The 23,289-nt window shown below is 67.5% G+C and carries 16 protein-coding genes and 1 tRNA gene; 8 read left to right on the top strand and 9 right to left on the bottom strand.

Annotated features, from left to right (window positions below; translation table 11 throughout):
• Positions 1–250: 250 nt before the first annotated feature.
• Complete coding sequence (locus tag MHY20_RS06705; RefSeq protein WP_183376541.1) at positions 251–1,708, bottom strand: mycothione reductase; 1,458 nt, start codon at positions 1,706–1,708, stop codon at positions 251–253.
• Between the two features lie 60 nt (positions 1,709–1,768).
• Here MHY20_RS06705 and MHY20_RS06700 point away from each other — a divergent pair, with 60 nt between their 5' ends.
• On the top strand, positions 1,769–2,476 hold the full coding sequence (locus MHY20_RS06700; RefSeq protein ID WP_239375788.1) for a YigZ family protein: 708 nt from the start codon (positions 1,769–1,771) through the stop codon (positions 2,474–2,476).
• Positions 2,477–2,556: 80 nt separating this feature from the next.
• Here MHY20_RS06700 and pabB read toward each other — a convergent pair whose 3' ends face one another.
• Together pabB and MHY20_RS06690 are read right to left on the bottom strand one after the other, a co-directional pair.
• Positions 2,557–4,803 (bottom strand): aminodeoxychorismate synthase component I, encoded by a 2,247-nt coding sequence (pabB, locus tag MHY20_RS06695; RefSeq protein WP_239375786.1) that lies wholly within the window; start codon positions 4,801–4,803, stop codon positions 2,557–2,559.
• 45 nt (positions 4,804–4,848) lie between these two features.
• Positions 4,849–5,613 carry an aminotransferase class IV gene (locus tag MHY20_RS06690; RefSeq protein WP_183376537.1) on the bottom strand — a complete coding sequence of 255 codons (765 nt, stop codon included), beginning with the start codon at positions 5,611–5,613 and terminating at the stop codon, positions 4,849–4,851.
• 174 nt (positions 5,614–5,787) lie between these two features.
• Between MHY20_RS06690 and MHY20_RS06685 the strand changes: the two genes are divergently transcribed.
• The 5 genes from MHY20_RS06685 to MHY20_RS06665 all read left to right on the top strand — a co-directional run bounded on the left by MHY20_RS06685 (position 5,788) and on the right by MHY20_RS06665 (position 11,301).
• A complete protein-coding gene (locus MHY20_RS06685; RefSeq protein ID WP_239375784.1) occupies positions 5,788–7,032 on the top strand; it encodes a dicarboxylate/amino acid:cation symporter in 1,245 nt (414 codons plus the stop codon).
• 73 nt (positions 7,033–7,105) lie between these two features.
• A complete protein-coding gene (locus MHY20_RS06680; protein WP_239375782.1) occupies positions 7,106–8,392 on the top strand; it encodes a sensor histidine kinase in 1,287 nt (428 codons plus the stop codon).
• Positions 8,389–9,168 (top strand): response regulator transcription factor, encoded by a 780-nt coding sequence (locus MHY20_RS06675; protein ID WP_183376531.1) that lies wholly within the window; start codon positions 8,389–8,391, stop codon positions 9,166–9,168. The genes MHY20_RS06680 and MHY20_RS06675 overlap by 4 nt, the downstream gene beginning before the upstream one ends.
• A gap of 70 nt (positions 9,169–9,238) precedes the next feature.
• Complete coding sequence (locus MHY20_RS06670) at positions 9,239–10,120, top strand: ATP-binding cassette domain-containing protein (RefSeq protein WP_239375780.1); 882 nt, start codon at positions 9,239–9,241, stop codon at positions 10,118–10,120.
• Entirely contained in the window at positions 10,117–11,301 is a 1,185-nt protein-coding gene (locus MHY20_RS06665; protein WP_239375778.1) for an ABC transporter permease, read from the top strand. The genes MHY20_RS06670 and MHY20_RS06665 overlap by 4 nt, the downstream gene beginning before the upstream one ends.
• A gap of 271 nt (positions 11,302–11,572) precedes the next feature.
• Here the strand turns inward: MHY20_RS06665 and MHY20_RS06660 are convergent.
• Both MHY20_RS06660 and MHY20_RS06655 read right to left on the bottom strand, forming a co-directional pair.
• Positions 11,573–11,645, bottom strand: a tRNA-Lys gene (locus MHY20_RS06660).
• Between the two features lie 191 nt (positions 11,646–11,836).
• Entirely contained in the window at positions 11,837–12,655 is an 819-nt protein-coding gene (locus MHY20_RS06655) for an IclR family transcriptional regulator (protein ID WP_239375776.1), read from the bottom strand.
• Positions 12,656–12,879: 224 nt separating this feature from the next.
• On the opposite strand from MHY20_RS06655, the gene MHY20_RS06650 reads away from it, so the two are divergent.
• Together MHY20_RS06650 and MHY20_RS06645 are read left to right on the top strand one after the other, a co-directional pair.
• A complete protein-coding gene (locus tag MHY20_RS06650; RefSeq protein ID WP_239375774.1) occupies positions 12,880–13,659 on the top strand; it encodes an N-carbamoylsarcosine amidohydrolase in 780 nt (259 codons plus the stop codon).
• 116 nt (positions 13,660–13,775) lie between these two features.
• Entirely contained in the window at positions 13,776–15,173 is a 1,398-nt protein-coding gene (locus MHY20_RS06645; protein WP_239375772.1) for an MFS transporter, read from the top strand.
• 132 nt (positions 15,174–15,305) lie between these two features.
• Here the strand turns inward: MHY20_RS06645 and MHY20_RS06640 are convergent, their stop codons facing one another.
• The 4 genes from MHY20_RS06640 to nrdE all read right to left on the bottom strand — a co-directional run bounded on the left by MHY20_RS06640 (position 15,306) and on the right by nrdE (position 23,284).
• The gene (locus MHY20_RS06640) at positions 15,306–15,611 is read right to left on the bottom strand and encodes a GlsB/YeaQ/YmgE family stress response membrane protein (RefSeq protein WP_183377186.1); all 306 of its coding nucleotides are present in this window, start codon (positions 15,609–15,611) and stop codon (positions 15,306–15,308) included.
• A gap of 366 nt (positions 15,612–15,977) precedes the next feature.
• Positions 15,978–19,895: a hydantoinase B/oxoprolinase family protein gene (locus MHY20_RS06635; protein ID WP_239375770.1), complete on the bottom strand. Its 3,918-nt coding sequence runs from the start codon at positions 19,893–19,895 to the stop codon at positions 15,978–15,980.
• A gap of 250 nt (positions 19,896–20,145) precedes the next feature.
• Positions 20,146–21,117, bottom strand: coding sequence for a class 1b ribonucleoside-diphosphate reductase subunit beta (nrdF, locus tag MHY20_RS06630; RefSeq protein WP_239375768.1), 972 nt, complete (start codon positions 21,115–21,117; stop codon positions 20,146–20,148).
• A 34-nt stretch (positions 21,118–21,151) separates the two neighbouring features.
• Positions 21,152–23,284, bottom strand: coding sequence for a class 1b ribonucleoside-diphosphate reductase subunit alpha (gene nrdE / locus MHY20_RS06625; RefSeq protein WP_239375766.1), 2,133 nt, complete (start codon positions 23,282–23,284; stop codon positions 21,152–21,154).
• Positions 23,285–23,289: the final 5 nt, after the last annotated feature.

The following is a 23,289-nucleotide window of genomic DNA, read 5'->3' as shown; positions in this document are numbered from 1 at the left end:
GCCGCTGCAACGTCATCTACGCCATGCTCCGCGACGGCACCTACTACCAGCCACCGACAACCGCCCCTACCCCCGAGCCGACCGCTCTCGCGGCTTGACTCGAAACATAGGGACACCCCCCGGCCAGGGCCGACGCCTCTGACCAGAGAATTCGACGGATGGTCGTTATTCGCGCTGAATAGCGACCATCCGTCGAAATCTGTCCGGGGTTCCCGGACCGGCGCGCTGGGCGGGCCGGGCCAGATCGGAGTCAGTCGTCCTCGGAAAAGGTCTGCAGCAGCGCGTTCTCCACCAGCTCCGGCATCGCCGGGTGGATCCAGTACTGGTGACGTGCCATGTCCCGCGCCGTGATCCCCAGGCTCATCGCCTGGATGAACTGCTGGATCAGCGTGGGCGCCTGCGGGCCGATGATGTGCGCCCCCAGCACCTCCGTGGACGCCGCATCCACGATCAGCTTCAAGAAGTCGCCCTCGTTCTCCATCGCCCACCCGTAGGCGATGTCGCTGAACTTCTGCACCGCGACCCGGATCTCCCGCCCGGAGCGCTCCGACCAGTCACGGGCCTGCTGCTCCGTCATCCCGACCGTCGCGATCTGCGGGTGCGTGAACACCGCCGCCGGGACCGGCATCTCATCAGCGCGGCGAAGATCATCGGGGTGCAGGATGTTGTGCCGCATCGTGCGCTGCTGATGGTTCGCCACATGCTTCAGCTGCACCGGCGAGGATACGTCGCCGAACGACCACACGCCCTCCAGCACACGGCCCTGCGGATCCAGAACCCGTTGGAAGGCATCCACGGTGATCACGCCGTTCTCATCGACCCCGAGACCGCCCGCCCGGGCGTCCAGCAGGTCACTGTTCGGAACGCGGCCGGTGGCGACCAGAATGTCCCCCACCTGCAGCTGCGTGCTCTCACCGTCCTCGTCCAGGGTGAGGTGGACGGACCCGTCGGCCTCCCGCCGCGCCGCGGTGATCGACGTGTTCGTGTGCAGCGTGCAGCGCTCGCGGGACACCTCGGTGATGCGTTCGGCGATGTCGCAGTCATAGGAGCGCAGGACGAGGTCGGAGCGGGCGATCAGGTGTACCTCGACCCCGAAGGAGCGGAGGATGTGGGCGAACTCCAGCGCGATCACCCCGGTGCCGAGCACCGCGATCGACTCCGGCAGCTGCTCGATCCGCATGATGGTGTCCGAGGTGAGGGGGTCGAGGTCACGCAGACCGGGCACGTCCGGGATCATCGGGCGGGAGCCGGCACCGATGATGACGGTGTCCGCGGTGAAGGCGCGCTGCCCGCCGTCGTTGAGGTCCACAGTGACGGCCTTCGGACCGGTGAAGCGCGCGGTACCGCGCACCAGGGTGAGGTTCTCGTTGTCCTCATGGTCCGCGCGGTACTCCTGGCCGCCGCAGCTGATCGCGTCGATGCGGCCGAACACGCGGTCGCGCACCGCCGGGAAGTCCACCGCGGAGTCCGGCAGGTCCACCCCCAGCTTCGGTGCCTCCTCCGGGGCGGAGGCGACATCGGCAGTGTGGACGAACATCTTCGTGGGGATGCACCCCACGTTCAGGCAGGTGCCGCCGAACACGCGGCGGGGGCTGACGCCGCGGTCCACGAAGGCGATGGTGCGGTTCGCGAACTCGGGGCCGGGGAACGAATTGCCCGACCCGGAGCCGATGAGGAGGATGTCGACATGCTCTGCTGCGGAAGTCATGACAGCAATCCTAGGCGGCGCGGCGGGTAACCCGATCCGGGCGGCCGATAGCATGGGCGGGTGCTCACCCTGCTCGACACCCAGCCAGAATCCACCGGCCGCATCCGTCTGCTGAAGCGGCCGATCGAGCACGAGTTCACGATCCAGAAGTCCCGCTTCATCACCCTCATCGCCCCCGTCACGGCGGTGGAGGACGCCGATGAGCTGATCCGGGAGCGCCGGGCCGCCCACCCGAACGCCCGCCACACCTGCACAGCGCTCGCACTCGGCACTCCCCTGTCCCTGCAGCGGTCCAATGATGACGGCGAACCGGGCGGGACGGCGGGCCTGCCGATGGCGCAGGCGCTACGCGGCCGCGACATCACCGACGCCGTCGCGATCGTCACCCGCTACTTCGGCGGCGTGAAGCTCGGCGCCGGTGGCCTGACCCGTGCCTACGGGTCGTCCGTGACGGAGGCGCTGGATGCGGCGTCGGCGCAGGGGCTGATCCTGGAGAGGATCGTGCACGAGGTGACGTGCGCATCCGTCGGCTATGACATCGCCGGCCAGGTGGAGGCGCAGGTGCGGTCGTGGGCGGAGGGTCCATCGGCACCCGAGCAGACGGCGGTGCTGGAGGCGGACTACGGCGCGGACGGTTTGGAGATCATGATCGGGCATCTGCCGACTGCGCGGGAGGACGTGGCGCGGGCGATCGCGGAGATCAGTGCGGGCCGCGCCAGCGTCACCACCGCCGGGTGGGCGCACGTGGACATCCCCGCCGCCGACTGACCCCGCCCCCGGTCGGACTCAGCACCAGCGGCCGAACGGCCGCGCGGCTCAGCACCGGCGCGCCGATACCGCGGTGCGCCTCAGCGCCGGGTGACGGCGTCCACCACGGTCCGGGCCTTGATGAGGGTCTCCGTGAACTCCTCATCCGCCGTCGACAGGCGCGTGATCGCGCCGCCCACCCCGAACGCGACCCGGTCGCGCTCCGCGGTGATGGTGCGGATCACGATCGAGAAGGACGCGGACCCGTTCGTGGACAGCCAGCCGATCGCACCGGAGTAGACCCCGCGCGGGCCCTGCTCGAGCTCGTCGAGGATCTCCACGCTGCGCACCTTCGGAGCGCCGGTCATCGAGCCGCCGGGGAACGTCGCAGTCAGCACATCGAGGGCGTCGCAGTCGCCGCGAAGGGTGCCGCGCACGGTGGAGATCATCTGGTGGACGGTCGCGAAGGATTCGATGGCGAACAGAGACGGCACGTGGACGCTGCCGAAGTCGCTGACGCGGGCGAGGTCATTGCGGACGAGGTCCACGATCATGAGGTTCTCGGCCCGCTCCTTACGTGAGGCGAGCAGCGCCGAGCACAGCTGCTCGTCCTCCTCAGGGGTGCGGCCGCGGCGGGCGGTGCCCTTGATGGGACGGGATTCGATGACGCCGTCGGATCGGACTTCGATGAAGCGCTCCGGGGAGGCGCCGATGACGGAGAAGTCGCCGCACCGCAGCAGGGCGCCGAACGGCACTTCTGCGATGGTGCGCAGCCGTTCGTACACGGCGAGCGGGTCGAGGTCGGCCGGATCGCAGCCGAGGGCGTCGCGCGTGAACTCCGCTTCGTTGGTGAGGCACAGTTCGTAGCTGTCGCCCCGGTCGATGAGCTCCTGGCAGCGGCCGATGAGGGCGCGGTAGGCGTCGGCGTCGTGGCGCAGGGTGATGGCGGCTTCGACGTCGACGTCGGTCAGCGGCGCCCGGTCGGCGGCGGCCGCAGCAGAGCCGCCCACCGCGGCGGCCGCTGCGGGCTCAGCGGGGCCGGCGGCGAGGACGCTCTCGATCAGCCGACGGGAGCTGACGCGCCACGGCTCCCGCCGGGCTGCCGGGTCATCAGCGGCGGGGCCGGGGATGCGCTCGAGTTCGGCGAGCCAGATCGTCTGCTCCCGGTGGTCGATCACCACGGCGCGCTGCAGGAACAGCAGGTGCGCGTCCGGGGTGGACGCCGGTGCCTGATCGGGCAGGCCGAGCGTCTCCGCCTTCAGGCCGTACCCGAGGAAGCCCACGTAGCCGAGCTGGAATTCGGCGAGGGCGCGCGGCAGCTCCTCCTGTTCGTCGGTGCGGGGCGCCACGCGGATCTGGGCGAGCTGGTGGCGGGCCGAAGCCACGAGGGTGGTGCCGGTGCGGATGGTGTCGGATCCGTCGGCCCACCGCAGACGGGTCTCCCCGACGCGGGACCCGCCGGGTCCGCTCGCGTGCGCGCTGTGGGTGATGACGTGGGAGTCGGGGCCGTCGAGGGCGCCCATGACGGAGATCTCGGCGCGGGCGTCGTGGGAGTTGGAGTCGAGCCAGACGGCGGTGTCGTCGTCGGCGTAGAGGGCGCGGAAGAGGGCGTCGCCGTCGGCGGTGAGCGGGATGGGGCCCTCGAGCGCGAGCCGGTGGGTGGGGTGCGCTGTGGGGGTTCCGACGGGTGCGCGGCGCGGCGCGGGGCCGCCGGTCTGGGCGGCGCTGGTGCCGGAGCCGGGCACAAGGTCGATGCCGAGGAACGTGCCGATGATGAGGCGGCCCGCGTCGGAGCGGATCGACTCGGGGTGGAACTGCACGCCGATGAACGGGTGGGTGCGGTGGCGGATCGCCTGGATGACGCCGTCCTCGGAACGGGCGGTCACCTCAAGGGCTTCGGGCAGTTCGGTGATGGCGAGGGAGTGGTAGCGGACCACGGTGAACGGGGAGGGGACGTCCTCGAACATCGCATCGCCGGTGTGGGTGACGAGCGATTCGAGGCCGTGCATCGGTTCGGGGGCGCGGGAGACGCGGCCGCCCTCGACCACAGCCATCAGCTGCAGGCCCAGACAGATGCCGAGCACGGGGACGGAGCGGGCGGCGCAGGCCGCAAGGACCGCGGGGCAGATGCCGACATCGGCCGGGTTGTGGGGTGTGCCGGGACCGGGCCCGATGATGACGTGGGTGAACTGGTCGAGGAGGTCGGCGACCGCGTCGGGGCCGTAGTCATCGTTGGCGATCACGACCGGCTCCTCCCCCGTCACCGACGCCACCAGGTGCGCGATGTTGTGGGTGAAGGAGTCGATGTTGTCGACGATCAGAACGCGCGGCGCGCTGCCGATGCCCATCAGTGCCCGAACCTCCCGAGTTCTTCAGCGGCCCCTGGCGGGGCGTCAGTCGCGGTCGGTGAGCGCGCGCAGGTCCTGCGCGCCGGCCCACAGCCGCTGTTGGAAACTACCACGTGAGGGGGTTGCGCCCCGGCCAGCAGCGAGGCCGACGGGTGCGCCGTCCACGTGCGTGACCTCCCGGATCGTGTGCAGGGCGCTCAGCAGCCACACTGCGTCGGCGTCCCGGAGCTCGGCGGGGGTCAGCGGAGCGGTGGTGGTGCGCAGCCCGTCGGCCTCGGCGGCGGCGATCAGCGCTTCCTCCGTGGTGGAGGGCAGCCGGCCGACGGGTGCCGCACTGACCAGGGCGCCGTCGCGCCACGCGACGACGGTGCCGAACGCGGTTTCGCGGATGGTGCCGTCGGGGCCGAGGAGGAGGGCGTCATCGGCGCCGGCGCGCACTGCTGCCTTGCGCACCGCGGTCTGGAACGGGAAGTCGGGGCCTTTGATGTGGGGCCGGGTGCGCTGATCGGGCCCGGGGTGGGTGATGAGCCGGGCGGTGGCGCTGAGGCGGTCCGGGGTGATCGGCCGGGGGTCGATGCTGAGCATCCCGGGGGCGTCGCCGAGGAGGATCTGCGGGAACAGCAGCGGGCCCGCGTCCGCAGCGGCGGTGCGCAGCTCGGTGAGGGCGGTGGTGATGGCGGCCTGGTCGGCGCCGGCGGCCGCGAGGCGCCGACGGTGCCCGTCGGGGTTGATGAGGGCGCTGCCGCGCAGGAGGAAGGAGGTGCGGGCGCCGGGGACCCAGGCGGGGGCCGCGGTCCACGGGGTGGTCACGGTACTGGATCCGACTGGTCGGATGATATTTTCCTCGACTGGCGCATGAACGCAGTCTAAACGGCGGCGTGCGCGAGTGCGCCCATAGAATCCATGCACGCGATGCACATCGTCGTGCAGAGCCCCCGCACCAGCAGTGCGGTCTGAGTCGCCGACATAGGAGTCCCCGACGGCATGAAACTGTTCCAATCCCTTCTCTTCAGGATCCTGATTGCGATCGTCCTCGGCTTCGCCGTCGGCATGATCGCACCGGAGTGGCTGAGCCGCACCTTCCAGACCTTCTCCACCCTGTTCTCCGGGTTCCTGGGCTTCGCGATCCCGCTGATCATCATCGGCCTCATCGCCCCCGCGATCGCCGAGTTCGGTCGCGGCGCGGGCAAGTGGCTCGGCGTCACCGCCGGCATCGCCTACTGCTCCACCATCTGCGCGGGCCTGTACGCCATCTCCGCGGGCTACCTCACCTTCCCGTTCCTGCTGAACCGCGGCGGGGACCTGAAGGAGGTCGCCAACCCCGAGGATGCCGGGTTCAAGCCGTTCTTCGAGATCGTCATCGATCCGGCGTTCGGTGTCCTCACCGCCCTGCTGATCGCGTTCGTCCTGGGCCTCGGCATCGCCGTGCTGCGCTCGCAGGGCAAGAACACGCTGTTCAACGTGGCCGATGAGTTCCGCACCGTTGTCAACCTGCTGATCTCCTCGCTGATCATCCCGCTGCTGCCGGTGTACATCTTCACCGTCTTCGCGACCATGACCGCTGATGGCACCCTCGGCGAGATCATCCTCGACATGCTGACGATCGTGGTCCTCGCCTTCGTGCTGACGGCGCTGATGCTGATCTGCCAGTACACGGTCGCCGGCGTCATCACCCGCCGCAACCCCCTGACGTCCCTGGTCGGCATGCTGCCCGCCTACGCCACCGCCCTCGGCACCGCTTCCTCCGCGGCCACGATTCCGGTGACCACCCGCTGCGCGCAGAGCATCGGCGTGTCCAAGCCGGTGGCGAGCTTCGTGATCCCGCTGTGCGCCACCATCCATCTCGCGGGCTCCACCGTGAAGATCACCCTGTTCGCCCTGGCGATCATGTGGACCACCGGCGCGACCATCTCCGTGCCCGCCCTCATCGGCTTCGTGTTCCTGCTCGGCATCGCCATGATCGCCGCGCCGGGCGTGCCGGGCGGCGCCATTGTGACCGCTGCTGCGCTGCTGCAGTCCAACCTCGGCTTCAACGAGTCGCAGGTGGCGCTGATGGTCGCGATCTACATCGCCATCGACTCCTTCGGCACCGCCACCAACGTCACCGGTGACGGCGCCATCGCGATGATCGTGGACAAGCTGGCGCAGGGCCGCGACATCGTCACCGGCCGCACCGGTCGTGACGCCGAGGCGAACCTCGCCGCGGCCGACGGCCCCACCGCGGCCTGAGGCTCCTCGCCTTCGCGCATCTCCCCCAACCGGCGGATCCCTTCGGGTCCGCCGGTTGTCTATTCTCGTGGGCATGACCGTTCCCGCCCCTGTCGGCACTGATCCCGCCGGTGCAGGCCCCGTCGGCCCCTCCCCCGCCAGGCCGGTGCGGCGCCTCCCGGAGGACTGGCTGCGCCGCGACCTCCTGCTCACCGCGCTGCTGTGCGTGGTCAGCATCGAAATGACCTATCTGACGGCGTTCGCCATGCCAGGCCTGCTGCGGGTCGACACCGGCTGGGCCGTGCTGGTGGGTGTGGCGATCTGCCTGCCCGTGGTGACGGCCCGCCGCTTCCCCATCCCCACGGGCCTGGTGATGATGGCGATGTTCACCGGCTTCGGCATCGCCACCGGGTTCGAAACAGTCGGCACCAATATCGCCATGTTCCTGGCGATGCATGCGATCGGGGCGTGGGAGCCGAACCGTCGGCGAGCCACCATCGCCCGCACCGTCATCGTGGTCATCGCCTGCACATGGATCCTGGGCGAAGCGGTGCGCGGCTTCTACGACCCCACCACCGGTGAGCGGGGCGTCAACGCCTATTTCGCGATGCTGATGATCAACGTGACGGTGAACCTGTTCTACTTCACCGCCGCGTGGGTGTTCGGCAACCGCGCGTGGCAGCAGGCGCTGCAGCGGCAGGACCTCGAGGACGCAGCCGCCACCATCGAGGATCAGCGCACCGTCATCGCGCGCAACGCCGTGGAGCTGGAGCGGATCCGCATCGCCCGCGAACTGCACGACGTCATCACCCACCACGTCAGTGCCATGAGCATTCAGGCCGCGGCGGCGCGGCGCCTCCTGCACCGGGACGCGGACCGCGCCGAGCAGTCCCTGCTCTCCGTGGAGTCCTCCGCCCGTTCCGCGATCGAAGACCTGCGCACCATGGTCGGCACCCTGCGTGACCCGTCCACGAACGCGCCCTCCCCCACGCTCGCGCAGCTTCCGGAGATCGTGGAGGATGCTCGCCGCGCCGGCCAGAAGGTGGAGCTGCGCGTGCTGGACCCCCTCACCGATCTGCAGGAGACGGCGTCGACCGCGCTGCTGCGAATTGCTCAGGAGTCCCTGACGAACGCCCGCAAGCACGCCGGGGCGGCCGCCCGCGTCACCGTCACCCTGCGCCGACGTTCCGACGGCGCCGCCGAACTGGACGTCTCCGATGACGGCTTCGCCCGCCGGGCCGCTCTGCCCGGCACCGGGACCGGCATCCAGGGGATGCGGGAGCGCGCCGAAGCAGTCGGCGGCACCCTGGAGGCCGGCGCGAAGGAGACGTGCGGGTTCCTGGTCCGCGCCGCTGTCCCCATCCGAGGAGGAACCCCATGATCCGCGTCCTGCTGGTCGACGACCAGGCGATGATCCGCACCGGCTTCGCCGCCATCCTCTCCACCGCCGACCTCGACGGCGAAGCGATCGAGGTCGTCGGGGAGGCAGCCGACGGGGCCCAAGCGGTCACCATGGTCCAGGAGCTCCTGCCCGATGTGGTGCTGATGGACGTGCAGATGCCGGTGATGGACGGCATCGAAGCGACCCGCCGCATCACCGCTGAGGACGGTGCACCCGCCGTGCTGGTGCTGACCACGTTCGACCGCGACGACTACCTGTTCTCCACCCTCGATGCGGGCGCCTCCGGGTTCCTGCTGAAGACCGCGGAAGCGGAGACGCTGATCAACGCGGTGCGGGTGCTCGCACGCGGCGATGCGCTGCTGGCGCCGGAGGTGACGCGCCGCGTCATCGCCCGCAACACCGGTGGCAGCGCTGACGGCTCCGGCGCTGAGTCGCCGAGCGCGCCGACGAGGTCTGCTGACGCTGCTGAACCGGCGCAGGCGCAGCACCCGTCGGCCGCTTCCCCGGACGCGGCCGCCGCCCTGGACAGGGCCCCCACCCCGGAGGCGCAGCGCGCCCTCAACCTCCTCACCGCTCGGGAGCGCGATGTGTTCGACCTCGTGGTGCAGGGCCTGTCCAACCGGCAGATCGCCGAGCGCCTGTTCCTCGGCGATGCGACGGTGAAGACGCACCTCTCGAACGCTCTGATGAAGCTGCAGATCCGCGACCGCATCCGTGCCGTCATCTGGGCGTACGAGAACCACGTGGTCGGCTGAGAAGATCTCCCCCGCATATCTCCCCCGGGTGGGGGATCTGCGGCGGACCACGGCTCCGTAGGTTGGAGCCATGATCACACTCACCGACATCAACAAGACCTACGGCACCCACCATGTGCTGCGCGACGTCTCGTTCTCGATCAAACCCGGGCTGATGACCGGGTTCGTGGGCGGCAACGGCGCCGGCAAGACCACCACCATGCGGATCATCCTCGGGGTCCTCTCCCACGACTCCGGTGAGGTCACCGTCAACGGCGAACGGATCGACGCCGACTTCCGCGCCCGCGTCGGTTACATGCCCGAAGAGCGCGGCCTGTACCCGAAGATGAAGGTGCTGGACCAGCTCGTCTTCCTCGGCCAGCTGCACGGCATGAGCGCCAGCTCCGCCCGCAGCAGCGCCACCGACCTGCTGGAGCGCCTCGGCCTCAGCGAGCGCGGCGGCGACACCCTCGAATCCCTGTCCCTCGGCAACCAGCAGCGCGCCCAGATCGCGGCGGCGCTGGTCCACCAGCCCACGGCCCTCATCCTCGACGAGCCGTTCTCCGGCCTCGACCCGATGGCAGTGGACACCACCCTGGAGGTGCTGCGCGATGTCGCCGCCTCCGGCGCACCGGTCCTGTTCTCCTCCCACCAGCTGGATGTGGTGGAGCGGCTGTGCGACGAGCTCATCATCATCGCCAGCGGACAGATCGCCGCAGCCGGCACCCGCGACGAGCTGCTGCGCGCCGGCGCTGAGCCCGATTGGGAGCTGCGCGCCGGCTCCGACACCGGCTGGGTGCGGGACATGCCGGTGACAGTCCGCGAGTTCGACGGCGGCTACGTCCGATTCGCCGCCCGCTCCCTGGAGGACGCCAACGCCGTCCTCGCCGAAGCGCAGGCCCGCGGCACCGTCCTCTCCTTCGGCCAGCGCACCCCCACCCTGCACGAGATCTTCACGGAGGCAATGCGATGAACACCCAGGCACCCCACACCGACCCCTCGACCAACTCGGGCAGCACTGCCGAATCCAGCCGCGTCACCCGCGGCGGCGCCGGCGCCGGCGCCTCCGCCCGCCCCACCTTCTGGCAGGCCGCCCTCACGATCGCTCGTCGCGAGATCATGGTGAAGCTGACCAGCCGCGCCTATGTCCTCTCCACGGTCGTCGCCCTCGCCCTGGTGCTGTTCGCGGGTCTCGCCCTGCCGCGCATGGGTGAGATCTTCTCCTCCGAGGACACGATCGCCGTCACCGCGGACACGAAGCCGCTGGTGGATCAGCTCGGCGACGGCTACACCGCCGAGGTCGTCGCCGACACCGACGCCGCCGAGGCCGCGGTCCGATCGGAGAAGGCCGACGCGGCTGTCGTCCCCTCGGACTCCTCCCCCACGAAGGTCGCCGTGATCGGGCTGCGGGACACCCCCGATGAGCTCACCGGGGTCCTCTCCCTGCGCCCGGAGGTCCAGCTGCTGGATCCCAATGCCCCGAACCCGCTGCTGGTCTACATGATCGCGCTCGGCTTCGGCCTGATCTTCATGATGATCGCGATGACCTACGGCCTGCAGATGGCGCAGTCCGTGGTCGAGGAGAAGCAGTCGCGGATCGTGGAGATCATCCTCGCGACCGTCACGGCCCGCGCCATCCTCGCCGGCAAGGTGATCGGCAATTCAGCGCTCGCATTCGGCCAGGTGGGCCTGCTGGCGCTGGCGAGCCTGCTGACCGTGCAGATCAACGGCGGTGTGCTCAACCTCGACGGCCTCGGAATGCCGATCCTGCTGTTCGTGGGACTGTTCGTGTTGGCGTTCCCGATGATAGCCTCCCTGTACGGCGCTGCGGCGTCCCTGACCTCCCGCCAGGAGGACATGAACCAGGTGGCTGCTCCGCTGATGTACCTGGTGATGTTCCCGTACATCGCGGTCCTGATCTTCCATGACAACCCTGCCCTGATGACTGTGCTCGGCCTGTTCCCGTTCTCCTCTCCGGTTGCGGTGCCCGTGGGCGTGTACACCGGACAGTTTTCCTGGGGCTTCGTGGCGCTGAGCGCGGCGATCCTCGTGGCGTCCCTGGTCCTGGCCGTGATGTTCGCGGCGCGGGTGTACGAGCGCTCCATTCTGCGCACCGGCAAGCGGATCTCCTGGAAGCAGGCTCTGCAGGGCTGACGCGCTGCGCCTGGCGGGACGCGGCCGGCGCGCCCACCGCAGCCGGCGCGCCGCGGCTGACGATCCTTCTGCGCAATCGGGATTTCGCGCGAGGAAAACCCCGAACTCGACGAAGGATCGTCGGGGTCGCGGCCCTGGGGCTCCGGCACCGCCACGACAGCGCATCACCACGCTGACCCGACCGCACAGCACCACGCTGGCCCGACAGCGACGAACCCCTGGCCTCACCGTCATGACGGTGGGACCAGGGGTTCGTCTGCTGTTGTACGAGTGGGCCCTGCGGGGATCGAACCCGCGACCGGCGGATTAAAAGTCCGATGCTCTGCCAACTGAGCTAAAGGCCCCTGCTCGAAGCCCTGCCAGTATAGGGGAGCTCAAGCCAGCCGACGGAATCAGGGAGAACGACGCCTCACACCGAGCACACCGCGCACATCGGCGCTGCGGCATCCGTCGGCCCGACCGCCCCGCAACTCTCTGACCGCGCTCCCCGCCCCCGGGCGGCAGCGCAGCCGGATCAGCCCGCGACGTCCTCCTCTCAGCCTGCGACGTACCCCATCCTCTTCGAGATCTGTTCAGCGGTGTCGCGCACGGTCGCCAGGATGAGGTCGCGGTGCTCACCCTCCACGCGGGCGCGCGGGGCGGAAATGGTGACGACGGCGGCGAGATCACCGTCGTAGTCGTGCACCGGGGCGGAGGCGCCGAACTCCTGCGGATGGGTGAGCCCGTCGTTCACGGCGATCCCCTCACGGCGCACCGACTCCAGCAGAGTCAGCACCTGCCTGCGCTCCTCCGAGCTGCCCACCGGCGGCGCCGACGAGATCTCACCGGATCCGATGATGCTGAGCGCCTCATCCGCATGGAGGTAGGACATCGCAACCTCAAACGAGGAGCTGTGCCAGCGGTTGTACCGGGTGCCCACGTACTGGGTGTGCTTGACGAACTGGGGGCAGTCCACCTGCTCCACGACCACGGGGAACACGCCGTTGAACACACTGAGGGCGGTGGTCTCGCCAGTGGTGTCGGTGGCCTTCTCCAGGAGCTCGGCGGCGACTTTGCGGACGCTGAGGTTCGCCAGCAGCGGGCCGGCGAGCGAGATGAGGCCGAGACCGAGCATGTACTTGCCGCTGCTCTCGCTCCGCTCCACGTAGCCCGCCTCCGCCATGCCCTGCAGGATGCGGGACACGGTGGACTTGTGCAGGCCGACCCGTTCAGCGATCTCGGTGACGCCGAGGACGGGTTCGGCGATGGTGAACGCCTCCAGAACGCTGAAGCCGTTCAGCAGGGACGCGGCGATCCCCTGCGGCTTCGCGGTCCTCTCGGCGCGCTCGGAGTCCGAGACTGGTCGTCGGCTCATGGGCGCTGTCCCCTCTCGTCAGCGTCGGTCTGCGGGCAAAAGCCCAGTTCAGTGTAGGCCGATGAAGGCCGACGGAACCCGGGAAGAGGAATTCCGCGAAACCCCTTCCATTGTGATGCACCGCACTGTATTGTTCTCTGCATCAGCAACTTAGTTTCTGACTCAGCAACAGTAGAGATGGTGGTCGGACCGCACCGCGACCGACCTGACGAAAGGACACTGGCATGACCGACCAGAACAACGACATCGAATCCCGCCTCTCCGCGATCCTCGAAGAGGCGTTCAAGGCAGGCGAGGGCATCTACAACAAGCGCGGCTTCAAGCGCCGCGTGGGCTACGGCAACCGCCCGGCGATCATCCACATCGACCTCGCGAACGCCTGGACCCGCCCCGGCCACCCCTTCACCTGCGCCGGCGTGGACGACATCATCGAGAACGTCCAGAAGATCAACGCCGCCGCCCGCGAGAAGCACGTGCCGATCTTCTACACCACGAACGTCTACGAGAACACCGACGCCACCTCCGGCACCAACGACATGGGCCTCTGGTACTCGAAGATCCCCACCGAGACCCTCCCGCGCGACTCCTACTGGGCGCAGATCGACTCCCGCATCGAGCCAGCGCCGGAGGATGTGGTCATCGAGAAGAACCGCGCCTCGGCATTCCCCGGCACGAACCTCGAGCTGTTCCTCACCTCGAACCGCATCGACACGCTGATCGTCACCGGCGCCACCGCAGCCGGCTGTGTCCGCCACACGGTTGAGGACGCGATCGCGAAGGGCTTCCGCCCGATCATCCCCCGCGAGACCATTGGCGACCGCGTGCCCGGCGTGGTCCAGTGGAACCTCTACGACATGGACAACAAGTTCGGTGACGTCGAAGCGACCGACGACGTCGTCGCCTACCTCAACAACCTGCCCATGTTCGAGGACACCGAGCCGAAGACCCTCGCCGACCCCCAGCCCGAGGTGGAGTGCCCGGCCGATCCGGAGGAGCGCCTCTGACACTCCCCGGGTGAGGTCTGCCTCGTCCACACCAACGGCCCGTGCCGCAGCATCTGCCCGATGTCGCGGCACGGGCCGTGCCGCCTCCTCCGAATCCCCCAGCTCTAGGAGCACCCATGTCCACCGCATCCGATTCACCTCCCGACGCCGCGCCCGCCAAGGTCTCGCAGCAGACCCTCAACAAGGTGACCTTCGCCGGCGGCGCAGGAACCGTGGTCGAATGGTTCGACTTCGCGGTCTACGGCTTCACCGCCCCGATCATCGCCACCACCTTCTTCCCCGACTCCGAAGGAGCCACCGCCCTCCTGCAGACCTTCGCGATCTTCGCGGTCGCCTTCGCCCTGCGACCCCTCGGCGGCGCGGTCTTCGGCCGCCTCGGCGACCGCATCGGCCGCAAGAAGGTGCTGGCCATGACGGTGATGCTGATGTCAGTGGCCACCACCGCGATCGGCCTGCTGCCCGCCTACGCCACCATCGGAATCTGGGCACCGATCCTGCTGACCGTGGCCCGCTGCGCACAGGGCCTCTCCGCCGGCGGCGAATACGCCGGGGCCGCCGCGTACGTCATCGAGCACGCCCCCGATGACCGGCGCGCCCGCTACGGATCCGCCATGCCCGCCGCCACATTCGGCTCGTTCGCGGCGGCGGCCACCATCACCTGGATCCTGACGGAGCTGTTCGGCCAGCAGGGCATGCAGGACTGGGCGCGGCGCGTCCCGTTCCTCATCGCCGCGCCGCTGGGTCTGGTCGCGTTCTTCATCCGACAGAAGCTGGACGAGACCCCGGAGTTCCAGAAGGCGCAGGCGGAGCGGGACTCCGCTGAGGCGGAGCAGCCGTCGATTCGGTCCGTGGTCCGCAGAGAGTGGCGAGCCATGGCAGTGCTCGCCGGCTACATCTCCATCACCGGCCTGAGCTTCTACATGTTCTCCACCTACATGACCACCTTCCTGCAGCAGGTGGTGGGCATGTCCTCAGACACCGTGCTGCTGTCCAACGTGCTCGCCCTGGTGTTCGCCACGGCGCTCGCACCGGTCATCGGCATCATCTGCGACGGCGTGGGGCGCAGACCGATCATGTACGCCTCGGCGCTCCTCCTGGGCGGCCTCGCCATCCCGGCATACCTCCTGGCGCAGAACGGAACGCTGGTCACTGCGCTGTCCAGCCAGATCCTGCTGGCGCTGGGGGCCGTGTCAGCGAACGTGGTGACGGCGGTGCTGCTGTCCGAAGCATTCGCGACGACGAGCCGCTACATTGCCTCCGCGATCACCTACAACGTGGCGTACGCGATCTTCGGCGGCACGGCACCCTACGTGGCGACCTATCTGGTGGACCGCACCGGCAGCGCCATCTCCCCCGCCGTCTACCTGACGGTGATCTGCGCACTCGGCCTGATCGCCATCCGCCTCATGCCGGAGACCAGCGGCCGACCCCTCGCGGAGCAGCTGACCATGACGGGCGACATCCCGGTGGTCGCAGCGGATGAGACCACGGACGACAGTGCCCCACATCACTGAGGGCTGACCCGACAGCACGGCTCCTCGCGCCGCCGCACCCGGGCAGAGACGAAGGAACGCCCCCTCCGCAGCGGAGGGGGCGTTCCTGGTGCTCAACCGCCGCAGGGGGTGCGGCTGGTCAGATCACGGTGATCAGCGGGCGGTGTTGCGGTCGCCAGCGGAGTTCTTGGTGATCAGACCGTAGACGAACATGACGATCAGCGCGCCGATGACGGCGAGGATGATCGTGCCGATGCTCCACGGGTTGTTGATGATGCCGGCAACGCCGTTGCCGCCAAAGAGGCCGCCGATGAAACCGCCGACGATGGCGCCGACGACGCCGAGGACGATGGTGGCGCCCAGGCCCATGGCCTGACGACCCGGCATGATCGCACGGGCGATGAGGCCGATGATGGCACCGATGATGATCCAGGAAATGATTGCCCACAGAAGGCCCATGATGTTCTCCTTTAGAGGGAAGGGAAACCGATTGACTCTTGAATTATATCAAACCGTGACCATCGGTCAAATGTGTCGATTTCAGCGACGCACCCATCGCATCCGAAGCACGTCTCGCCCACTCAGCTTTTCCCGGGGCCCGGCGCCGCGTTTCCCCTGGACAACGGCCTGCAGAGCGCCATCATCTCGACCTGAGAGACGCCCCACCGAGAATAAAAGGTCCGAAATGTCCTTTGAAATTCTCCCGTGATACACACAAGCGCCTTGCGCTCATGCCGGCGGTAACGGACACAAAGACGGCAGGAGCCCCTCCACGTTTGTGGAGGGGCTCCTGCCTCGGAGGCTGATGCACCTCGACCAGAGGTGTCAGATGGTCGCGGCGAGGTGCTCCTCATCCACGACCAGCTCCTGCCTCACCGGTTTGCGGGCCCCGTCGGCCGCCATGGTGCGGCGCAGCTCCTTCGTCGCGTCCTTGTCGACCTTGCCGGCCTGCACGTCCAGCACCACTCCGTACACGTCGCGGGCCTGCTCCTCCGTGGTGAAGCCGTCGAGGACGTCGTTGAGCACGGCCTTCGGCGTGCGCTCGATCGGGTCGCCGTAGCCGCCGCCGGAGGGGACGGTGATCTCCAGGGAGTCACCCGCACGGAACATCTTGGCCGTGACCTTCGACGGCAGCGACTCCTCCCCTTCGCGGCCCGGGTTCTTCGTGAGCTTCGCGTTCGCACCGTCATGGCCGCCGAACACACCCCACGGAGCATCCGACTCCTGGCGGTCCGCCTCCGCGGTGATCACCGTGTCACCGAGGAAGTGGTTCTCGCGCACCACCCCGATGCCGCCGCGGTGCTTGCCGGGCGCAGCCGGGACGTCCGCCCGCAGCTCGTACCGGTCGGTCCGCATCGGGAAGCGGAACTCCAGCTCCTCGATCGGGTTGTTGCGGGTGTTGGCGATGAGGTTGTCGACCGAGTCGAGGCCGTCCCCGTCGGGTCGGGCGCCGTAGGAGCCCTCGTTGACCTCGAGGTACACCCAGTACTCCCCCTGTTTCTCGTCCCAGCCGGAGTAGGACATGAAGTGGATGTGGGCGGAGTTGCCGGCAGTGACCTTCTCGGGGATGACCGGGGCGAGCGCTTCGAGGGCGAGGTCCACCACGCGCTGCACCTGGCCGAAGCGGGCGCCGCACGCAGCCGGGTAGCTCGGGTTGAAGATCGACCCTTCTGGCGCGATCACCGTGATCGGACGCAGGATGCCCTCGTTCTGTGGCACGAACACCGGGTGCGCCGCCTCATCGAGGAAGATCATGCGGGTGATGAAACTGAACGCTGAGACCGTGGTGCCCTCGAACGGACAGTTGTAGGAGGTCTCCACCTGGGCCGCGGAACCGGTGAGGTCGTAGATGATCTCGTCTCCGCGGATTTCCACGGTCACCTTCAGCGGCAGCTTCCGGCCGTAGTTCTTGCCGTCGTCGTCCAGGTACCCCATCGGCGCCTCGTAGACACCGTCGGGGATCTTCGCGATCTCCTGGCGCAGCATCGCTTCGGAGTAGGTGAGCCAGTGGTGGCCGGCGCGGTCCACGGCCTCCACGCCGTAGCGCTCCACGAGTTCCAGGACCCGGTTGGAAGCGAGGGTGCAGGCGGCGATCATCGCTTCGATGTCGCCCTCGTTCTGCGTCGGTGTGCGCGTGTTGGAGAAGATCTGCTTCAGCAGCACCTCCTGGCGCACTCCCCGGTCCTGGATCTTCAGTGCCCGGAAGATCTGTCCCTCGGCCTGATTGTCGACCAGGTCCACGGCCAGGCCCGGGTAGGCGCCGCCGATGTCCAGCAGCTGACCGGAGGCACCGGCGAAGCCGATGCGCTTCCCGTCATGGAAGATCGGGGTGATGATGGCGACGTCCGGCGAGTGGGTGTTCCCCTCGTACGGGTCGTTGTGCATGAAGATGTCGCCCTCGTTGATGTCGTCGCCGGCGAGGCGGATGATCGCCTTGACGATCTTCGGCATGGCTCCCATGAACATCGGGGTGGAGTCCGATTCGGCGAGGGTGTTGCCGTCGTTGTCGAAGATGCCGGCGCCGAGGTCCTCGGATTCGCGGATGATGGAGGAGTACGACATGCGGAACAGAACCGACGCCATCTCCTTCGCCGCCGCAGTGAAAGCACCGCCGATGACGCGCATCAGGATCGGCTCGGCCAGTTCGGCGTCGCTCTTGCCCTCGTGCAGCGGGGTGGAGATGACGATGTTGTTGGCGTCGTCGATCTCGGCGATGAACTTCGGCGGGATCACCACGGTGGCGTCGTACTGCTCGATGACGGCGGGGCCGTCGATCCGCATGCCGACGTTCAGCTTCTCGCGGTCGTAGAACGGGGTCTGCATGCCCTGCGGTTTGCCGTCGACGTCGAAGAAGGTCTCCTGGCGCGCCACTTCCGCGGAGGTGAGGTCGGTGCCGGTCGCCTCGTTCTTCGGGGCGGGCAGGTCGTCGATGCGGCCGTGGGCGACCACGCGGATGTTGACGATCTCCACATGGCCCTCCTCGAAGCGGTGCCCGTACTCGGCGTCGTGCGCTTCGTGGAACGCGGCGATCATGGCCTTCTGCCAGTTCTCGGAGCTGCCCTTCAGCTCGGGGACGCTCACCCGCACCTCGTAGCCCTGACCCACATAGCGGGCATCGGCGAGGCGCTCGAGGGTGCGGCGGTCCTCACTGACGCCGTCGTCATCGAGCTGGTCGGCGGCCTGCTTCTCAAGATCGGCGAACAGTTCGTCGAGCTGCGAGGTCTTGAACGACTCATCGGGGAAGGTGAAGCGGGCAGTGCTCATGAACTCGTACTTCTGGTCCGAGGCGAGCAGGCCGGTGGCGGCGATGATGCCCGGGTGAGCGGGGATCAGCACCTTCGGAATGTCCAGCTCGGCTGCGATCTCGCAGGCGAACAGGGCGCCGGCGCCGCCGCCGGCCACGAGGGTGAAGTCACGCGGGTCATAGCCGCGGCGCACCGAGTTCTGCTCGATCGCCTGGGTCATGCCGAACTTCTGGATCTGCAGGGCACCCATGGCGGCCTCTTCGATGGACATATCCAGGGTCTCTGCCACCGGCTCCATCGCCTTGCGGGATGCGTCGATGTCCAGCTCCATCTCGTCACCGGCGAGCATGCGCTTGGCGCGCATCCGGCCGAGCAGCAGCTGCGCGTCGGTGGAGGTGGGCTCTTCGCCGCCGTGGCCGTAGCAGGCGGGGCCGGGGGTGGCGCCTGCGGACTGCGGGCCCACGCGGAACACGCCGCCGTCATCGACGAACGCGATGGAGCCTCCGCCGGCGCCGATGGTGTCGATATCGACCATCGGAACCATCGCCTGGTAGGCGCCCACCTTGGTGTCCAGCAGGTGGCGCATGCGCATCTGGCCCTTGTGCGCCACGCCGATGTCAGCGGAGGTGCCGCCGATGTCGAGGGTGACCACGTTCTCGAAGCCGGACTTCTTGGCGGACCAGATGCCGCCGATGAGGCCGCCGACGGGGCCGGACATGAGCAGATTCACCGGCTGCTCGGCAGCTTTCATGATCGGCACCATGCCGCCGTTGGACTGCATGAGCAGCATTTCGCGCTTGTAGCCCATTTCGGTGACGGCCTTGTTGAGGCGCTTGAGGTACTTGGAGACCTTCGGGCCCACGAAGGCGTTGAGGGCGGTGGTGGAGAAGCGCTCGAACTCGCGGTAGAGCGGCACCACTTCGTGCGAGGTGGAGACGAACGCCTCCGGGAACTCCTCGAGCACGATCTCCTTGGCGCGCAGCTCGTGCACCGGGTTGAGGTAGGAGTGCAGGAAGCAGATCGCCACGGACTTCACTCCGGCTGCCTTCAGCTCGCGGGCTTTGGCGCGGACGGAGTCCTCATCCAGCGGGATCAGCACATCGCCGTTCGGAGCGGATAGGCGCTCTTTGACGGTGAGGCGGTAGCGGCGCTTGACCAGCGGGTACTCCTGCCACGGCAGGTTCTGCTGGAGGGAGAAGTTGTACGGCTTCTTGTGGCGGGCGATGTGGAGGATGTCGCGGAAGCCTTCGGTGGTGATCATGCCCACCTTGGCGCCCTTGTGGGTGAGCGCGATGTTCGTGGCCACCGTGGTGCCGTGCACCAGCTGGTCGATTTCGCTGAGGTCCACGCCGGCCTTCTCGGACAGGCGCTGGAGCCCGTTGATGACGGCGCGGGAGGGATCGTCAGGGGTGGAGGGGACCTTTTCGATCACCACGCGTCGGGTGGAGTCTTCGCTGAAGTAGAGGTCGGTGAATGTTCCGCCGACGTCAACGCCCATGCGCTTCATGATTGGACCTTTCTGAGACAGTTCTCGACTGAAGCTCCTCTGTGGCCTGAGCCACAGGAGTTGCTTAGTGAGCAACCTTACAGACGGGGTAGCAACGCGACAAGCGTTTTGGGAAAACTGTTCAGTTAAGGAGTGAGGCCGGGCTCCACGCTGCTGCGTGGGGCCCGGCCTTCGTCCCTGGTCACCCGGCACAACGCCGCGGCGGCTCGTGCGCCGGATGATCAGAGCGGATCTTCGGGGATCAGAAGTCCCAGTCGTCGTCCTCGGTCTCTTCGGCCTTGCCGATGACGTAGGAGGAGCCGGAGCCGGAGAAGAAGTCGTGGTTCTCGTCGGCGTTCGGCGACAGGGACGCGAGGATCGCGGGGTTCACCTCGGTCTGGTCCGGGGTGAACAGCGCGTCGTAGCCCAGGTTCATCAGGGCCTTGTTCGCGTTGTACCGCAGGAACATCTTGACGTCCTCGGTCCAGCCGACCGGGTCGTACAGGTCCTCGGTGTACTCCTCTTCGTTGTCGTAGAGGTCCATGAGGAGGCTGTAGGTGTAGTCCTTCAGCTCGGCCTGGCGCTCAGCGGACTGCTTCTCCACGGACCGCTGGAACTTGTAGCCGATGTAGTAGCCGTGGACTGCCTCGTCGCGGATGATGAGGCGGATCATGTCGGCGGTGTTGGTGAGCTCGCCGCGGCTGGACCAGTACATCGGCAGGTAGAAGCCGGAGTAGAAGAGGAACGACTCGAGCAGGGTGGAGGCCACCTTGCGCTTATCCGGATCATCGCCCTTGTAGTAGGACATGATGATCTGCGCCTTCTTCTGCAGATTCTCGTTGGTCTCGCTCCAGCGGAACGCGTCATCGATCTGCGGGGTGGAGCAGAGGGTGGAGAAGATCTGCGAGTAGCTCTTGGCGTGCACCGACTCCATGAACGCGATGTTCGTGTAGACGGCTTCCTCGTGCGGGGTGACGGCGTCGGGGATCAGGGAGATCGCGCCGACGGTTCCCTGCACGGTGTCCAGGAGCGTGAGTCCGGTGAAGACCCGCATGGTGAGGGTCTGCTCGAACTCGTTGAGGCGGTTCCAGGACTGGATGTCGTTCGAGACCGGGACCTTCTCGGGCAGCCAGAAGTTGCCGGTGAGGCGGTCCCAGACCTCCTGGTCCTTCGGGTCGTCGATGCGGTTCCAGTTGATGGCCTGCACCGAGGTCTTCAGATGATCGGTGTTCATGCGATGTCCTTTCGGCAGCAAGGGAGGGCGGGCGTCACAGCATGCAGCTGACGCAGCCCTCGATCTCGGTGCCCTCGAGCGCCATCTGGCGCAGACGGATGTAGTAGATGGTCTTGATGCCCTTGCGCCACGCGTAGATCTGCGCGCGGTTGAGATCACGAGTGGTGGCGGTGTCCGGGAAGAAGAGGGTCAGCGACAGGCCCTGGTCCACGTGCTGCGTGGCAACGGCGTAGGTGTCGATGATCTTCTCGTAGCCGATCTCGTACGCGTCCTGGAAGTACTCAAGGTTCTCGTTCGTCATGAACGGAGCCGGGTAGTAGACGCGGCCGATCTTGCCTTCCTTGCGGATCTCCACCTTGGACGCGATCGGGTGGATCGAGCTGGTGGAGTGGTTGATGTAGGAGATCGACCCCGTCGGCGGAACGGCCTGCAGGTACGCGTTGTACATGCCGTGGGTCTTCACATCCTCGGCGAGCTGCTTCCAGTCCTCCTGCGTGGGCAGATGCGCGTTGGACTTCTCGAACAGGGAGCGGACCTTCTCGGTCTGCGGGGCCCACTCCTTCTCGATGTACTTCTGGAAGAACTCACCGGAGGCGTATTTCGAGTTCTCGAAGTCGTAGAACTTCTCACCGCGCTCCTTCGCGATGCCCATCGACGCCTTGATGGCGTGGTAGGTCACCGTGAGGAAGTACATGTTCGTGAAGTCCAGGCCCTCCTCGCTGCCGTAGTGGATGTGCTCGCGGGCGAGGTAGCCGTGCAGGTTCATCTGGCCGAGGCCGATGGCGTGGGACTTCGCGTTGCCGTTGGCGATGGTCGGCACCGAATCGATGTCGGAGGTGTCCGAGACCGCGGTGAGGGCGCGGATCGAGGTGTCGATCGTCTTGGCGAAGTCCTCGGAGTCCATCGCGTAGGCGATGTTGAGGGAGCCGAGATTGCAGGAGATGTCGCGGCCGAGCTCCGAGTAGGAGAGGTCGGTGTTCATCTCCGACGGAGTCGAGACCTGCAGGATCTCCGAGCACAGGTTGGAGTGCGTGATCTTGCCGGCGATCGGGTTCGCACGGTTCGCCGCATCCTCGAACAGGATGTAGGGGTAGCCGGACTCGAACTGGATCTCCGCGATGGTCTGGAAGAACTCGCGCGCCTTGATCTTCTTCTTGGCGATGCGGTGATCATCGACCATCTCGCGGTAGTGCTCGGAGATGTTGACGTCGGCGAACGGCTTTCCGTAGACGCGTTCGACGTCGTACGGGCTGAACAGGTACATCGGCTCGTTGTTACGAGCGAGCTCGAAGGTGATGTCCGGGATCACGACGCCGAGGGAGAGGGTCTTGATGCGGATCTTCTCGTCGGCGTTCTCGCGCTTGGTGTCGAGGAAGCGCAGGATGTCCGGGTGGTGGGCGTGCAGGTACACCGCACCGGCGCCCTGACGGGCACCGAGCTGGTTGGCGTAGGAGAAGGAGTCCTCCAGCAGCTTCATCACGGGGATGACGCCCGAGGACTGGTTCTGGATCTGCTTGATGGGCGCGCCGTACTCGCGCAGGTTGCTCAGCAGGAGGGCCACACCGCCGCCGCGCTTGGACAGCTGCAGGGCGGAGTTCACGCCGCGGCCGATGGACTCCATGTTGTCCTCCATGCGCAGGAGGAAGCAGGAGACGAGTTCGCCGCGCTGCGCCTTGCCGGCGTTGAGGAACGTCGGGGTGGCGGGCTGGAAGCGGCCGGTGAGGATCTCATCGACGATGCTGCGAGCGAGCTCCTCATCGCCGCGGGCGAGGGTGAGCGCGACCATCATGACGCGGTCCTCGAAGCGCTCGAGGTAGCGCTTGCCGTCGAAGGTCTTCAGCGTGTACGAGGTGTAGTACTTGAAGGCGCCGAGGAAGGTCTTGAAGCGGAACTTGTGCGCGTAGGCCTGGGCGGAGAGGGACTCGATGAACGAGAAGTCGTACTGGTCGAGCACCTCCTTCTCGTAGTACTCGTTGTCCACGAGGTACTCGAGCTTCTCGCTGAGCGAGTGGAAGAAGACCGTGTTGGGGTTGACGTGCTGCAGGAAGTACTCCCGTGCCGCCTCCCGGTCCTTGTCGAACTGAATCTGACCGTTGGAGTCGTAGAGATTCAGCATCGCGTTGAGCGCGTGGTAGTCGAGCGCCTTGGAGTGCTCGTGAGCCGGCATGTCAG

It is taken from the genome of Helcobacillus sp. ACRRO (genome assembly GCF_022347125.1).
GTDB classification, from domain to species: domain Bacteria; phylum Actinomycetota; class Actinomycetes; order Actinomycetales; family Dermabacteraceae; genus Helcobacillus; species Helcobacillus massiliensis.
The sequence above is the reverse complement of the archived record's forward strand: the minus strand, read 5'-3'. Positions and strand labels throughout refer to the sequence as shown.

What these genes read in the sequence shown, in the direction of transcription:
- MHY20_RS06705 (WP_183376541.1), bottom strand. Translation starts at nt 1,708, where the DNA reads ATGACTTCCGCAGCAGAGCATGTCGACATCCTCCTCATCGGCTCCGGG.
- pabB (WP_239375786.1), bottom strand. Translation starts at nt 4,803, where the DNA reads ATGGGCATCGGCAGCGCGCCGCGCGTTCTGATCGTCGACAACATCGAC.
- MHY20_RS06685 (WP_239375784.1), top strand. Translation starts at nt 5,788, where the DNA reads ATGAAACTGTTCCAATCCCTTCTCTTCAGGATCCTGATTGCGATCGTC.
- MHY20_RS06680 (WP_239375782.1), top strand. Translation starts at nt 7,106, where the DNA reads ATGACCGTTCCCGCCCCTGTCGGCACTGATCCCGCCGGTGCAGGCCCC.
- MHY20_RS06675 (WP_183376531.1), top strand. Translation starts at nt 8,389, where the DNA reads ATGATCCGCGTCCTGCTGGTCGACGACCAGGCGATGATCCGCACCGGC.
- MHY20_RS06670 (WP_239375780.1), top strand. Translation starts at nt 9,239, where the DNA reads ATGATCACACTCACCGACATCAACAAGACCTACGGCACCCACCATGTG.
- MHY20_RS06665 (WP_239375778.1), top strand. Translation starts at nt 10,117, where the DNA reads ATGAACACCCAGGCACCCCACACCGACCCCTCGACCAACTCGGGCAGC.
- MHY20_RS06655 (WP_239375776.1), bottom strand. Translation starts at nt 12,655, where the DNA reads ATGAGCCGACGACCAGTCTCGGACTCCGAGCGCGCCGAGAGGACCGCG.
- MHY20_RS06650 (WP_239375774.1), top strand. Translation starts at nt 12,880, where the DNA reads ATGACCGACCAGAACAACGACATCGAATCCCGCCTCTCCGCGATCCTC.
- MHY20_RS06645 (WP_239375772.1), top strand. Translation starts at nt 13,776, where the DNA reads ATGTCCACCGCATCCGATTCACCTCCCGACGCCGCGCCCGCCAAGGTC.
- MHY20_RS06640 (WP_183377186.1), bottom strand. Translation starts at nt 15,611, where the DNA reads ATGGGCCTTCTGTGGGCAATCATTTCCTGGATCATCATCGGTGCCATC.
- MHY20_RS06635 (WP_239375770.1), bottom strand. Translation starts at nt 19,895, where the DNA reads ATGGGCGTTGACGTCGGCGGAACATTCACCGACCTCTACTTCAGCGAA.
- nrdF (WP_239375768.1), bottom strand. Translation starts at nt 21,117, where the DNA reads ATGAACACCGATCATCTGAAGACCTCGGTGCAGGCCATCAACTGGAAC.
- nrdE (WP_239375766.1), bottom strand. Translation starts at nt 23,284, where the DNA reads ATGCCGGCTCACGAGCACTCCAAGGCGCTCGACTACCACGCGCTCAAC.